This is a genomic window from Marinifilum fragile JCM 15579 (assembly GCF_001310955.1).
GTDB lineage: Bacteria > Bacteroidota > Bacteroidia > Bacteroidales > Marinifilaceae > Marinifilum > Marinifilum fragile.
Map to the genome: position 1 here is coordinate 65,021 of NZ_BAZX01000009.1, position 14,612 is coordinate 79,632.

Genomic DNA, 14,612 nt, shown 5'->3' on the forward strand with positions numbered 1-14,612 from the left:
CATGTTACAGAAAGCAATTCATATCAAAATGCAAGATTATTTCAGCACATTACATTGGGACCTACGCTTAAAGACATTAATTTTAGTACTCACAATTATTTTTCCTATATCGGCAATGGCAGGCAAATTAAAAGAATTACAAATTGGTGATCAAATTCCTATCTTTCAGCTTCAAAACCAAGATGGAGAACTCATCAACATCAAGGATTTTATTGGAAAGCAAAATCTTGTAATCTACTTCTATCCAAAAGATGATACGCCAGGCTGCACAAAACAGGCATGTAGTTTTCGTGATCAATACGAAGACTTCAACGATTTAAATGCAGAAGTTTTTGGCATTAGTGGTCAATCGGTTAGCAGTCATAAGGAATTTGCTGAAAAACACAAGCTGAACTTCAACCTGCTATGCGATGTGAACAACACGGTTCGCAAGCAATTTGGGGTACCCACCAACTTTTTTGGTCTTTTACCGGGAAGAGTTACCTATGTTGTGGACCGATCGGGGAAAATTGTTCATATCTTTAATTCACAGTTTCGAGCTGAAGAGCACATTGATCAGGCCAAAAATATCTTAAAACAACTTGAATGACATTCTTTTGGGACTATGCACTAATTCTAACAGCCTACATGCTAGGATCTTTCCCTGCAGGCTATGTGTATACCAAAATCTCAACTGGAAAAGACATTCGTAATTTCGGGAGTGGCAACATTGGTTCTACCAATGTAAAAAGAATTGCAGGTAGTAGAATTTCGATTTACACACAAATTACTGATATGACCAAAGGATTATTGCCAGTCTTATTTGTCCTTTTCATTCAAGAATATCAATTCCTCACGATTTCCCCTACGTTGATTTACTTTGTAGCATTGGCTGCAATACTTGGTCACAATTTTAGTTTTCTTCTAAAGTTTAAGGGTGGAAAGGGTGTTAACACTACTTTGGGGGCTTCGGTCTTAATTGCTCCCATATCTGTTTTCATTTCGGTAGCAGTTTATTTTATTGTGAAAAAAGGCTTTAAGTTTGTTTCTTTAGGCTCATTGGCAATTGCCATTTGTCTTCCTGTGTCTGCTTTCCTTTTGGGGAATAATCAGAATATCATTTTTTATCTTTTGGCTTGCTCTCTATTTATATTTGTAAGACATACCGCAAATATCAAGCGACTTTTTAAAGGAACCGAGTTGAGTTGAGATCACTCTCTAATTTAGGATCTCCGCATCTTTATTTCACATTGAGCATTGCAGTTTTCTGTGATATTTACTAACTTAACTCATAACATGACCACTAACGTATTACTAATAGATGATTATGGAGGTCCCAATTTATTGGACACCATTCGCTGCCTGAGTTATGAACAGGCTGTTAATATCTTTGTGGTTTCTCCTGAAAAGAAAGCGTATTTCAATACCATTCCCTATTCCAGGTATGTTTCAAAATATCAATATCTAAAATCATCGGAGCCCAAAGAGATCATTCAAGAAATAAGTGCTTTGGAAAAGAAATGGGATATTGACATGATTTTACCCGTTAAGTTTTCTAACTATCAGTTTATAACAGAGCACAAAGCTTTATTTAATGGTTCGGTATTTCCTCCAATGCCTAACCAAAGTTCGCTCGCTATCGTTACCAATAAACTTTTGTTAGCTGATTTTCTGGATAACAATTCTTTTTCAAGTCCTAAAACTAAAGAAATATCAGCCTACAACATTCAAGGTTTTAAGTTTCCTATACTTCTTAAGCCAAGAACTGATTACGAGGAAAACAGAATTATGGAATGTAAGTCGAGAGAAGAATACGAAGAAAATATCAGTAAAGAAGGTTTCAAAGCAGATGAATACGTGATACAGGAAAAACTTGATGGAGAAGATATCGATATCAGCTTCCTTGCTGAAAATGGCGAGATACTAGCCTATACCATACAAAAGGGTTTGGTGCGCGAAGCCTTTTCCTTTGCTACCGGAATAGAATTTCTGGACGATCAAAAACTATTGGATGAGACCAAGGCCATTGTCAAAAAACTTAAATGGAGTGGCATTGCTCACCTCGATTTTATTTACCTGAAAGAGACAGATTCCTATTTGCTTATCGATTTCAATCCAAGGATGTGGAGTACAATGATTGGTTCATTGTATGCTGGAGTTAATTTTCCTGGTTTTATGATTTCTCGTGCTCAAAACAAAGAAATTAAATTTGAGGGATACCAAAAGACCAAATTTTATCTGGCCAAACCAGCTTTACAGAGCAAAAGCTTCTCTAAACTCAAAACCTCATCTTGGTTATACATTATAAAAGATCCATTGCCAGAAATTGCAAAGGGAATTACAAGCATATTTAAATAAAAAAGACCTGCCAGAAATAAATCCAGGCAAGTCTTTCTACTAGTAGTGGTTATTCCCAATAAATTACTTTTCCAATCGCTCGGTAAGCTTTTTAATGATTTGTTTAGCGTCCCCCACGATACCCAAATCTGCTACCTGGAAAATTGGTGCGTCTTTATCTTTGTTAACAGCAATGATTAAATCAGAATCTTCCATACCTGCAACGTGCTGAATAGCTCCTGATATACCAAATGCAAAGTACAAGTCAGGACGAACAGTCTTACCTGTTTGACCCACCTGACGTTCGTGTCCGATGTAACCAGCATCAACCATTGCACGAGAAGCCGAAACTTCTGCGTCCAATACATTTGCCAATCCGTCCATGGCTTTGAAACCTTCCTCGTTTCCAATACCACGACCACCTGAAACCAAAATTCTAGCTTCAGTAATATCGATTAGATCAGAATCTTCTTTTACAGTTTCAAGCAATTTCACCTTGAATTTCTCCGACTTGAATTTTACTTCGTAGTTCACGATGTCACCAGCACGGTTTTCATCAGCATCCATTGCAAACAATACACCTGGACGAACCGTACCCATTTGTGGACGGTGGTTCTTACAAACGATAGTAGCCATTAGGTTACCACCGAAAGCAGGACGAGTCATCAACAACTCTTTGTTTTCACCTACCTCAATTTTTGTACAGTCAGCAGTCAAACCAGTTCCAACACGAGCCGATACTCTTGGACCAAGGTCACGGCCCAAGGTGGTTGCACCAATCAACATCGATTCTGGTTTTCTATCTTCAATAATCTGGCAAATTGCCTGTGTATATGGTTCTGTAGTGTATTCCGCCAATTCTGGAGCATCCACAACAATTATCTCATCGGCACCACGAGCGATTAAGCTCTGCGCCTGATCGGCAATATTGTGTCCCAAAAACATTGCATACACTTTGTCGTTCAACTCATCAGCTAATTTTCTAGCCTGTCCTAACAACTCTAAAGCTACATTCTGAATAACACCTTCACGTTGTTCAATGAAAACGTAAATCCCTTTGTAATCTTCTAAATTCATGGCTATATATTAGTTAAGAATGAATTTCTCTTTTAATTTCTTGATGATGATTCCTACTGCCTCATCAGTCTCTACCTCGTACAATTCACCTGCTGGTTTCAAACCACGTGCAAATGCTTTGTGTACACTTGTTGGAGAACCTTTCAAACCAAGGTTTTTCTCATCCACTTCAATTTCGTTGAATCCCCAAACCTCAACTTCTTTTTGGTAGGCATCAACAATACCACCAACGTTCATGTAACGAGGGGTATTAGCCGATGAAAGAACAGTTACCACACAAGGTGCTTCAACCTCTAGCATTTGGTATCCTTCTTCGATATGACGTTTCATGGTGAAAGTCTTATCGCCATCGAATTTCAAATCTTCAAGGTAAGATACCTGTGGCAAATCAAGGTGCTCCGCAATCTGAGGACCTACCTGTGCAGTATCACCATCGATAGCCTGACGACCAGTAATCAAAAGGTCGAATTCGATCTTTCTCAAAGCACCAGCCAAGGCGTGTGAAGTAGCCAAAGTATCTGCTCCGGCAAATTTTCTATCAGTCAAGTGGATCGCACGATCAACACCCATAGCAAACGCCTCACGAAGAATCAAATCAGCCTGAGGAGGTCCCATGGTAATTACTGTTACGTGGGCTCCTTGTTCATCTTTCAATTGAAGTGCCATTTCCAAACCACTCTTATCATCCGGGTTCATGATACTTGGCACACCATCACGGATCAAAGTACCCGTCTTTGGATCTATTTTAATTTCGGTAGTATCCGGTACCTGCTTAATACAGACAACTATTTTCATTTCTTTTTTGATTGGGATTGTAAGGACACGACATGTCGTGTCCATACGAATGAATTCATATTTACTTCAACATATTTGCAGAAATCACCATTCTCTGAACTTCTGATGTTCCTTCGTAGATTTCTGTGATCTTTGCATCACGCATCATACGCTCAACAGGATATTCTCTTGTATATCCGTATCCACCGTGAAGCTGAACTGCTTTGTTGGTAACTTCCATCGCTGTTTCAGCAGCGTAGAGTTTACACATTGCAGCGTCAACCGAATAAGGAACTTTCTGATCCTTCTTGTTGGCAGCTTTACGAACCAACATACGAGAAGCTTCAGTTTTGGTGTTCATGTCTGCCAACTGGAACTGAGTGTTCTGGAAACCTGAAATTGGACGACCAAACTGCTTTCTTTCCTTCACGTAACGCACAGTTTCGTTAATAGCTCCTTGTGCAATACCCAAAGCCTGAGCAGCGATACCAATACGACCTCCATCCAAGGTTTTCATTGCAATACCGAAACCTTTGTTCAATTTTCCCAATAGGTTCTCTTTAGGAAGAACAACATTTTCGAAAATCAACTCACAAGTTGCCGATCCGCGGATACCCATTTTCTTCTCTTTCTTACCAATTGAGAAACCTGGAGTTCCTTTTTCAATGATGAAAGCTGAAATACCACGAGTTCCTTTCGATTTATCAGTCATTGCGAAAATCACATAAACATGAGCATACTCTGCATTGGTAATAAAGATTTTACTCCCATTAATGATATAGTTGTCTCCGTCTTCAATAGCAGTAGTTTGCTGACCTGCAGCATCGGTACCAGCGTTTGGCTCTGTTAAACCAAAAGCACCAATCCACTCACCTGAAGCCAATTTTGGAAGGTATTTTTGTTTTTGTTCTTCTGTACCATTCTCCATAATTGGAGCAGCACACAATGAAGTATGAGCTGATACGATTACACCAGTAGTAGCACAAACCGCTGACAATTCTTCAACAGCCATAGAGTACATCACATTGTTACCACCAGCACCACCATATTGTTTAGGAATTGGAATCCCCATAATTCCAATCTTTGCCATTTTCTCTACTGTTTCGATAGGAAAACGTTCCTGCTCATCAACCTCAGCAGCTAAAGGTTTTACCTCTCTCTCAGCAAAATCTTTAATCATTTGCTGAAACAACACTTGTTCTTTTGTTAAGCTAAAATCCATATTTTTTATTAGATGTTAGTAGGTTTAGTGCAATTCACCCCTATTCTCACCTCAAAAATGCCCTAAACTAGGGCATTTGAGACAAGATATTTTTTTACTGCGTTTTACCTACTCAGTACTAATTACACGTTTTTCAAAATAATTGCGGTACCCATACCACCACCGATACAAAGTGAAGCCAAACCGTACTCTTTACCAGTACGCTTCATTTCATGAATCAAACTTACAGTGATACGTGTTCCTGAAGCACCAATTGGATGCCCCAAAGCGATAGCACCACCGTTCACATTGCATCTTTCCTTAAAGAAATCAACGTCTACAGCATGATCTTCACATAATTGCTTCACAACTCCTAATGATTGAGCAGCAAAAGCTTCATTTAACTCAAGCACTTCCATTTGCTCCAATTTCATATCAGCTTTCTTCAATACACTAGCAATAGCAGGAACTGGACCCATACCCATGATAGCAGGATCTACACCACCTTGACCAGTAGCTACGATTTCTGCCAATGGAGTTAAACCATACTTTTTTACAGCCTCTTCTGATGCTACCAATACAAAAGCAGCACCATCATTAATACCTGATGCGTTACCAGCAGTTACAGTACCATCTTTTTTAAATGCAGGACGTAAACCACCTAATTTTTCTTCAGATGTTCTTCTGTTGATGAATTCATCAGCATCGAAGGTGATGGTTTCTTTTCTTGTTTTGATTTCAACAGGAACAATCTCGTTCTTGAAATGTCCGTTATCCTGTGCGTTCATTGCTTTTTGTTGTGATCCAAAAGCAAATGCATCTTGCTCTTCACGAGTCAAGTTATATTTATCAGCAATATTTTCTGCTGTAATACCCATGTGATATCCTTCAAAAGCATCAGTTAAACCATCAAAAACCATGTGGTCAATCGCTTTCAAATCCATCATTTTGTGTCCGCCACGAACTTGTCCCGACATCACAAAACCAGAACCAGACATAGATTCTGTACCTCCAGCAAGAATCATATTTGCTTCGCCTGCCTTAATATTTGCATAAGCCAAGTTGATGGTTTTCATCCCAGAACCACAAATCATATTGATTCCGTAAGCAGGAACTTCCTGAGGAATACCAGCTTTAATCGAAGCCTGACGAGCAATTCCCTGACCTTGACCAGCCATAAGGATATTCCCAACAACAACTTCATCCAACTTTGCTGGATCAATTTTAGTTTCCGCTATAATATTTTTAATTACTGTAGCAGCTAAATCAGCAGCTTTTACAGGAGTTAATGTTCCTAAAAATTTTCCTATTGCAGTACGTTTTGCTGCAACGATATATACTTTGCTCATTGTTATTTATTTTATGATTTTGGCAGAGACACGACATGTCGTGTCCTTACTTACGCATTTCAATTAAATCTTCAGCAATAATCAATTTTGCATCAGTAGCTTCCTGAATTTGCTCCAATGTAAATAAAGGATTGTACTCCTTAAGTACGATACCTTCAGGTACAACTTCCATTACTCCCATTTCAGTAATAATCATATTAACCTGACCGGCAGCTGTTAATGGAAGATTACATTCCTTCAAGATTTTATGCTTCCCCTTAGCAGTGTGCTCCATAGCTAGAATCACACGCTTAGCACCTACAATTAGGTCCATAGCACCACCCATTCCAGGTGTTAATCTTCCAGGAATGATCCAGTTTGCAAGATTACCTTGTTCGTCAACCTGAAGAGCTCCCAAAATTGTTACATCAACATGACCACCTCTAATGATTCCAAAAGAAACAGAGCTATCGAAGCTACTAGCTCCTTCTTTGCAAGTAATGTATCCACCACCAGCATTTACAAAATCAGGATCTTCTTCTCCCTCAGCAGGAGCAGCACCCATACCAAGCATTCCGTTTTCCGATTGTAAAGTCACGTTAACATCTGCCGAAACATAGTTAGGGATTATTGTAGGCAAACCAATTCCCAGATTTACCACATCACCGTCGTTTAATTCGAGAGCAGCTCTTTTAGCAATTACCTCTCTGATTTCTTTTTTATCCATGTTTTATTAGTTATTGGTCAGTTTGACGATATACTATCCATTCAATCTTCTGCTTAATTCCTGAGCAGCATAAGATGCCACATCATCAGCATACTTGTTCATTCCAAAACCTGCATCGTAACCAAGTTCTTTTGCAAGTTCGTGTGAGATACGTGGACCTCCACAGATCAAGATTACTTTTTCACGCAATCCTTCTGCTTCTAAAAGTTCCACCAATTCAGTTAGGTTTTTGATATGAACATCCTTTTGAGTAACGGTTTGCGATACCAAAAGAACATCAGCTTCCATCTCAATTGCTTTCGCGATGAACTCTTCGTTTGGCACCTGGCTACCCATATTTAAGGCTTCCATCATTTCATATCTTTCCAAGCCATAATGGCCTGCAAAACCTTTCATATTCATAATTGCGTCGATTCCTACTGTGTGTGCATCAGTACCAGTACTTGCACCAACCACGCGAATCGGACGTCCAATATTTTCCTTGATAAATTCATCAGTTTCATGCATGTCCATAGTAGTCGATTCTACTTTTGGAACATGAATCCCTGTGAAATCTACTGTATGTGTACAGTTTCCGTAACAGTTAAAGAAGGTAAACCCTTCCATTAACTCTTGAACCATTACCACCTGAGGATTCTCGAAGCCCATTTTCCTCATCATCTGCTTTGCAGCTTCAATGGCTTCTTCTCCTTTTTTTACAGGAAGCGTAAAACTTACCTGAGTCTTACCATCGTTCATGGTATCGCCGTAAGGCTTTATTTTGGTAAGATCTAAGGTTTTATCAAAATCGTTGGAATCAGTTGAATAAAGACCTCCACTCATTTCTTTGTCTCCTATATTTTAAGTAGTATCAAATTTGACATTTGACACTTTGTACTTACTAGTTAATTTATTTCTTATGCAAAATCTCAATAAATGGATTGAAGTAGTTGCTACCTTTTTCAACAACTCCATCTAAACCTTTACCACCATCTTTCGGACGCTTGATATCAGCAAAAATTCCTTTTTCCAATGCGGTAAATAATCCTTCTTTCTCGATCTTTTCAACCAATTCAGTTGCATCATCAAGAACCTTAGCAGCTCTCTGACGGATGATACCACCTTCTTTAAATTCCATTTCGTCACCAATGCTCCTCATATTGTTGAAGATGTACTTGGCATTTTCGATTGAAAGATATCTGTCAGACATGAAAGGAGTGTGAATTGCTTCGGTTAACATACCAAGCAACTGAATTCCTTGTCCTGTCCAAATTGAAATCTGATTGAATAATGCATCCTGAACATTTCCTTTGAAAATATTACCAGTCATAAATTTTGTAGGAGGCATGTATTTAAGAGGTGCTTTCGGGAAGATTTCTCTGATCATCTGTGCTTGAGCAAGCTCATATAGGAAACCATTTTCCAGGTCAGGAGTCATCTCGAATGCGTGTCCTAATCCCATTTGTTCTTCAGGTAAACCAGCTACCAATGCCAATTGTTCGTTGATAAAATCAGAAGCCAACACGGTATGAGCCTCATCGAAAGCGTCAGCTGTAGTTAAGTAATTATCCTCACCTGTATTGATGATTACACCTGCAAAACCGTTCAATAATCTTGAAAAGTACTGGTCAACAATGGTACGCTGCATGTTAATATCACGGAAAAGAATACCGTATAATGCATCGTTCAACATTACATCCAAACCTTCCAATGCACCCATTGCTGCAATCTCAGGCATACACAAACCAGAGCAGTAGTTACACAAACGGATGTAACGACCTTCTTCCTCGCCAACTTTATCCAAAGCAGTACGCATGATACGGAAGTTCTCCTGAGTTGCAACTGTACCTCCAAAACCTTCGGTAGTTGCACCATAAGGAACATAGTCAAGCAACGACTGACCTGTTGTACGAATTACTGCAATGATATCAGCACCTTGACGAGCAGCCGCCTCAGCCTGAACTACATCTTCGTAAATATTACCAGTTGCTACAATTACATACAAGTAAGGCTTAGGACCTTCACCAATTGTATCAAGATAGTTATCTCTTTTTGCTTTGCGTTCTCTAATTTTATTGATGTTTTCATCAACAAATGGTTGAATTGCATTCTGAATTTCTTCCATTGGACGAATAGGAAAAGTTGTAATTTCCAATTCTCCTGCAGCAATTTTCTCAGCAATTTGCTGTGGGTTCAATCCGGTTTCAAGAATGGCATTTCCAATAAAGAACATTACTCCTTCACTCAAAACCCCCTTGTCTTTAATAGCATCTACCACCACATTTGGAAGTGGTACTTCGTTGCTATCAACCCCATCGATTCCCAATAGGCGACACAAAGTACGCTCAACTGCAACAGTTGAGTAGTTGTCTACGAACTTCTGAACATCATCAGCAATTCGCTTCGACACCTCTTTGGCGTGTCCTACTTTTTCAAAGTCAAGACCTAGTTTACTCCTTTGCATATTCAATTTATCCATTATAAAATTTCTTCCTTACTAGCATTCATATTCAATTGGTTTTGAGCTTTTTCAACGATCTCTTTATTGATACCCAATAAAGATGCAATTCTCAAAGCTTCATGAGGCACTTCCCCTGTATTGTCCTCTACCAAAGAATAATCCATATAACTGTTTATATTGTTTTTGGTGATTCTCTGATCCCCAAAATCCTTATCCAGACCTTTAACACGTAACTTTCTGAAATAAGAATTCAACCCACTGTAGTGTGTTGTAATCACACTTCGTGTATTGTTCTGATAAAAGATATCCGCAACCGCATTTACAATTGCCAATCCTTCTACCGGGTTTGTTGTTCTTGCCAATTCATCAACCAAAACCAATACATTTTCATGCGATTGAGCAACCTCAACCATTTGGTTTACATTCATCATTTCTGATGCAAAAGATGACAAACCATTTAATTCAGATTGATCATCTCCTACTGAAAGCATGATACGATTCACCAAACTAACTTTAGCTTTAGAGGCTGGCACAAAAAAACCAAACTGACACAGATACTGACAAAGAGCCAATGTTTTTAACACCACTGTTTTGCCTGCCATATTCGCACCTGTAATCAAACAAACCGATTTTTGAAGTTCAATATCAATTTCCTGATATTGCTTCTTTTGCTTTTGAAGTTCATCCTTAATCATAGGATGAAACATTCCATTGTATATTGTACTTTCTTTGACTAATTCTGGTCGATTAAAACTCAGCTGAATAACCTGTTTTGCTTTTGCGATTAACAAATCAAAATGTGCTAACTGATTCAAGGCAGTTCTCAAATCACCAGCAAACACTCTTATTTTGTCACAAAGTTCCTCTCTTACTCTTGATTCTATTTCCTGAGCCTTATCAAAAAGCTCCTCGAGCTTTGCTTCCGAATCACCATTTTCTGATTTGGCAATTCTTAAGTTCTTTCTAGCCTCAGCAAGCTCTTCCGAATAATCATCGTAGATATAAAAAGATGGAATCCCAGATTTTTGAGGATCAAGAATATCAACCAAACCAGACAAGTTTGGTAGACTAATCACCTCTTGCTTTAAATCTTTTTGCAGATTGAGTATACCATGACAATGAAATGCAAAAGATTTGATTTCGAACAATTCAATATCATCCAGAATCAAGTTTGCATCAAGGTTTCCAACTGTTCCTTTAATATCTCTTAAGTGAGAAAGTTTGCTTTGAATATCAGCAATTAGCTTTGGATCAGATTCAATTGACTGAATTACTTTATCAATCAAATCATACTCGATATTCAATTCAGTTTCATTGTACAACATTTCAGAATCCAACAGGCATCTCTTTCCCATTGGCGATTGCAAATCCAACTCTTCAGCCAGGTATTGTAATCCTTTTATCTCTGATATTGCTTTACGAAACTGCATTCTCAATTCTTTTTACATCGAAAACCGGCACTTGCAATTTTGTCTCCAAAGCAAGTTTAAGTTCATCTGAATTTAATCTGTAACCATCTGGCGATACCGGATTAATGGTTATGGCCACAAGGTTTGTTTTATCAAGCACCTGAATTTCACCTCCTTTTTTCACAAAGGCATAGTAGGTTTCAGGATTTGCAAAGACTCTTGTAAAGTCTCTGATAATTAATCTAATTTTATTTACCTGCTTTTGATTCTTCAAAAAATCAAGAAACTGATCGGTTACTGCTCCACTCACAAAAAAGTCGGTTCCAAACTGAAACAGTTTGTCCTTTTCTTTTTTAATCATTAAAACAGATGAAATACCAGTATCCTTTACTTCTCCTGATTCATCCAATGCCCAAATTCCATTTTCTATTCCTCTAAATTTTGGCTTCAATTCAGAATCGATCTCAGTCAACTGAATTAAATCATACACATATTGTGTTTTGAAAACCAATTGAGGAATATTTGCTGACAAAGCTGCACCTGTTGCCAAAATCATAGCTTCAGTAACCGCAGGTGAACCTAAACTTTTGCGAGACAGCGCACCATCTACAATAGTAAGGTCAACACCTTTTGCTTTTAAATCAGCAATTAATCTGACAATTTCTGCATTGTTAGCAGGCCCTGATAACATTACTTTTCCTGAATGAATTGTTTTTGCTGTTACCAATCTTCCCAAACTAGTGGTTTGTCTTGAAACATCAATAACTTCAGAAAACAACCTACGTTTTGCATAGTGCATTTCCGAAGTAACGAACATCATTCCTTCGTTAAGCTCAATTTCAGGTTTATGTGTTTGTGTGACTTGATCACGGTTTTCACCATCAATACCGATAGAAGTAAGTGCAATTTGTTTACGGCTGTCTCTTAATCGAGACAGCACGTAATTCAAACACTCGGTTTTCCCGGTATTCTTTTCAAGTCCAACAATAGAAAGACTTTTATATTTTTCTATATCCTTAAGAAAGGGCATCAACCTTTTTATTTCTTTCTTTTCTTGCCAAATGATCTGGTTCGATTGACAGTTTCTCACCATGTAACAATGAAGCAACACCTTCGCGTTTATCATCCATTGCACATTCAGGACAAGTACATTTGTCTTCGTAATGAGTAGGCTCAGTGTAAGTTGTGATTACCCCTTCGAAGTTTCTCAATACCACTTTACCTGGACTTTGTGAAACTACATACTGAGGCATTACTGGAGTTTTACCTCCTCCACCTGGAGCATCAACAACGAAAGTTGGCACAGCAAAACCAGAAGTATGACCACGAAGGTTCTCAATAATCTCAATACCTTTTGAGACTGGAGTTCTAAAGTGCTCTAATCCCATAGAAAGGTCACACTGATAAATATAGTATGGACGAATTCTGTTCTTCACCAAATTGTGCATCAACTTCTTCATCACGTGAACACAATCATTTACACCCTTCAACAATACTGATTGGTTACCCAATGGAACACCGGCATTTGCCAAACGTGCAACTGCTTCTTCTGCTTCAGGAGTAATTTCATCAGAGTGGTTAAAGTGAGTATTCAACCAAATTGGGTGATACTTCTTCAACATATTCACAAGATTGTCGGTAATACGCTGTGGCAATACAACTGGAGTACGGCTACCAATACGGATAATCTCAACGTGAGGAATATCTCTTAAACGGCTAATGATATACTCTAATTTATCATCGCTAATCAACAATGCATCACCACCAGAAAGAACAACGTCACGAACTTGTGGAGTATTTGCAATGTACTCAATCGCTTTTTCGATATTATCCTGAGGTGTAGAAGCGTCAGACTGACCTGCAAAACGACGACGCGTACAGTGACGACAGTACATTGAACACATATCAGTGATCAGGAACAATACACGATCCGGATAACGGTGAGTCAATCCTGGTACTGGTGAATCCTCATCCTCATGCAATGGATCCAATAGATCAGCATCCGCCTTGTGAACCTCTGCTGCAGTAGGAATTGCTTGCTTACGAACAGGGCAATTTGGATTTTCAGGATCAATCAAAGTCAAATAGTATGGAGTAATTGCCATACGCAAAGTTGCCAATGATTTTTTAACTCCTTCTTCTTCTTCCTCTGTAAGGTGAATGTATTTCTTTAGTTGCTCTAAAGTTTCAATACGGTTTCTCACCTGCCATTTCCAATCGTTCCACTGAATATCAGTTACCTCTGGAAATAATTCTTTTCTTCTATTGTTGTTAGCCATTACACGTATAATTTTTCGAACAACTCTCTAATTCCTTCTGATTTTCTAATAATATCTAAAGTTAGGTCGGCATGCCCAATTGCATAACCATTACCTACAATCATGTCAACATCTTTACCAACACCTTCAGCTCCTAAAGCAGCCTTGGTGAATGATGTAGCCATTGAGAAGAAGTAAACGCACCCTCTGTCTTTAGTGATCAAGATGGATGACATCTCAGTTGATGCAACATTCACGTTGTTAATCACAACATCACATCCTTCTTCACCAGCAATTTCAGTAACTCTTGTGTAAACATCCATTACATCGGTTGCATCACCAACAATTACTTCGTGAGCCAATCCAAGATCTTTAATACGCTGTGCATTCTCTTCAGAATATTCAACAACAATTACTTTTCCGTTTGTACCAACTTTTTCCATAGCTTGGTAGCAGCAAAGCACACCTGATTTACCACCACCACCGATGATACAAACTGTGTCGCCATCTTTTACCAAACGATCAACCTGAGCAGGAGCACCGGCAACATCTAAAGCTGCCAAAGCCAATTTTTCAGGAATATCAGTTGGAAGAACTGCATACAAACCACTTTCGAATAAAATTGCTTCTGCATCAACATCAACCTGGTCGTTAGAAACATTAATATTCTTGATTTTATTAATTTTTAAAGGAGTTAATGATAGAGAAACCAAAGTTGCAATCTTATCACCAACCTTTAAATCCTGATTTGGGAAATTAGGGCCAACCTCTTTGATGGTACCAATCAACATTCCACCAGAACCTGTAACAGGGTTTTGCATTTTACCTCTCTCGCCAACAATAGAAAGAATCATTTCTTCCATTTTAGCGGTATCAGCATCGCAAGCACCTTTGATCTGAGTAAAACTTGCAGAATCGATATTCAATGTTTGAACATCAATCAACAATTCATTGTCGTAAATCGACATTGTATTATCCAACTTTTGAGCTGGCTGTGGAAGAGTACCTTTTGGTTCAAGTACTCTGTGAGTTCCGTATTTATTTCCTTTGTTCATTTTCTATATTAGTATCAAGTACAAAGA

Annotated in this window: 14 protein-coding genes; 3 read left to right on the top strand and 11 right to left on the bottom strand. The window is 38.5% G+C overall.

The annotated features are described in order from the left end of the window. The first annotated feature begins 1 nt into the window (after nt 1). The 3 genes from JCM15579_RS08875 to JCM15579_RS08885 all read left to right on the top strand — a co-directional run bounded on the left by JCM15579_RS08875 (nt 2) and on the right by JCM15579_RS08885 (nt 2,337). Complete coding sequence (locus tag JCM15579_RS08875; protein WP_218186115.1) at nt 2-589, top strand: peroxiredoxin; 588 nt, start codon at nt 2-4, stop codon at nt 587-589. Then, nucleotides 586-1,188: a glycerol-3-phosphate 1-O-acyltransferase PlsY gene (gene plsY, locus JCM15579_RS08880; RefSeq protein WP_054718802.1), complete on the top strand. Its 603-nt coding sequence runs from the start codon at nt 586-588 to the stop codon at nt 1,186-1,188. The genes JCM15579_RS08875 and plsY overlap by 4 nt, the downstream gene beginning before the upstream one ends. 87 nt (nt 1,189-1,275) lie before the next feature. After that, nucleotides 1,276-2,337, top strand: a complete 1,062-nt coding sequence (locus JCM15579_RS08885; RefSeq protein WP_054718805.1) for an ATP-grasp domain-containing protein — start codon at nt 1,276-1,278, stop codon at nt 2,335-2,337. Between the two features lie 63 nt (nt 2,338-2,400). On the opposite strand, the gene JCM15579_RS08890 is transcribed toward JCM15579_RS08885, so the two are convergent. From JCM15579_RS08890 to kdd, 11 genes are all read right to left on the bottom strand, one after another. Further along, nucleotides 2,401-3,393, bottom strand: coding sequence for an electron transfer flavoprotein subunit alpha/FixB family protein (locus JCM15579_RS08890; RefSeq protein ID WP_054718808.1), 993 nt, complete (start codon nt 3,391-3,393; stop codon nt 2,401-2,403). A 9-nt stretch (nt 3,394-3,402) separates the two neighbouring features. Further along, nucleotides 3,403-4,188, bottom strand: coding sequence for an electron transfer flavoprotein subunit beta/FixA family protein (locus JCM15579_RS08895; RefSeq protein WP_054718811.1), 786 nt, complete (start codon nt 4,186-4,188; stop codon nt 3,403-3,405). Between the two features lie 61 nt (nt 4,189-4,249). Further along, nucleotides 4,250-5,389, bottom strand: coding sequence for an acyl-CoA dehydrogenase (locus tag JCM15579_RS08900; RefSeq protein ID WP_054718814.1), 1,140 nt, complete (start codon nt 5,387-5,389; stop codon nt 4,250-4,252). 122 nt (nt 5,390-5,511) lie between these two features. After that, nucleotides 5,512-6,717, bottom strand: coding sequence for an acetyl-CoA C-acetyltransferase (locus JCM15579_RS08905; RefSeq protein WP_054718817.1), 1,206 nt, complete (start codon nt 6,715-6,717; stop codon nt 5,512-5,514). Between the two features lie 46 nt (nt 6,718-6,763). After that, complete coding sequence (locus JCM15579_RS08910) at nt 6,764-7,423, bottom strand: 3-oxoacid CoA-transferase subunit B (protein ID WP_054718821.1); 660 nt, start codon at nt 7,421-7,423, stop codon at nt 6,764-6,766. Between the two features lie 33 nt (nt 7,424-7,456). Next, entirely contained in the window at nt 7,457-8,245 is a 789-nt protein-coding gene (kamE, locus tag JCM15579_RS08915) for a lysine 5,6-aminomutase subunit beta (protein WP_054718824.1), read from the bottom strand. A gap of 67 nt (nt 8,246-8,312) precedes the next feature. Further along, nucleotides 8,313-9,881, bottom strand: a complete 1,569-nt coding sequence (gene kamD, locus JCM15579_RS08920) for a lysine 5,6-aminomutase subunit alpha (RefSeq protein ID WP_218186116.1) — start codon at nt 9,879-9,881, stop codon at nt 8,313-8,315. Continuing rightward, nucleotides 9,881-11,293: a lysine 5,6-aminomutase reactivase ATPase KamC gene (gene kamC / locus JCM15579_RS08925; protein WP_054718827.1), complete on the bottom strand. Its 1,413-nt coding sequence runs from the start codon at nt 11,291-11,293 to the stop codon at nt 9,881-9,883. The genes kamD and kamC overlap by 1 nt, the downstream gene beginning before the upstream one ends. Next, complete coding sequence (kamB, locus tag JCM15579_RS08930; RefSeq protein WP_054718828.1) at nt 11,280-12,302, bottom strand: lysine 5,6-aminomutase reactivase subunit KamB; 1,023 nt, start codon at nt 12,300-12,302, stop codon at nt 11,280-11,282. Before kamB ends, kamC begins: the two co-directional genes overlap by 14 nt. Beyond that, a complete protein-coding gene (gene kamA, locus JCM15579_RS08935; protein WP_054718831.1) occupies nt 12,289-13,551 on the bottom strand; it encodes a lysine 2,3-aminomutase in 1,263 nt (420 codons plus the stop codon). Before kamA ends, kamB begins: the two co-directional genes overlap by 14 nt. Further along, on the bottom strand, nt 13,551-14,585 hold the full coding sequence (gene kdd, locus JCM15579_RS08940; RefSeq protein ID WP_054718834.1) for an L-erythro-3,5-diaminohexanoate dehydrogenase: 1,035 nt from the start codon (nt 14,583-14,585) through the stop codon (nt 13,551-13,553). The genes kamA and kdd overlap by 1 nt, the downstream gene beginning before the upstream one ends. Between the last annotated feature and the right edge of the window lie 27 nt (nt 14,586-14,612).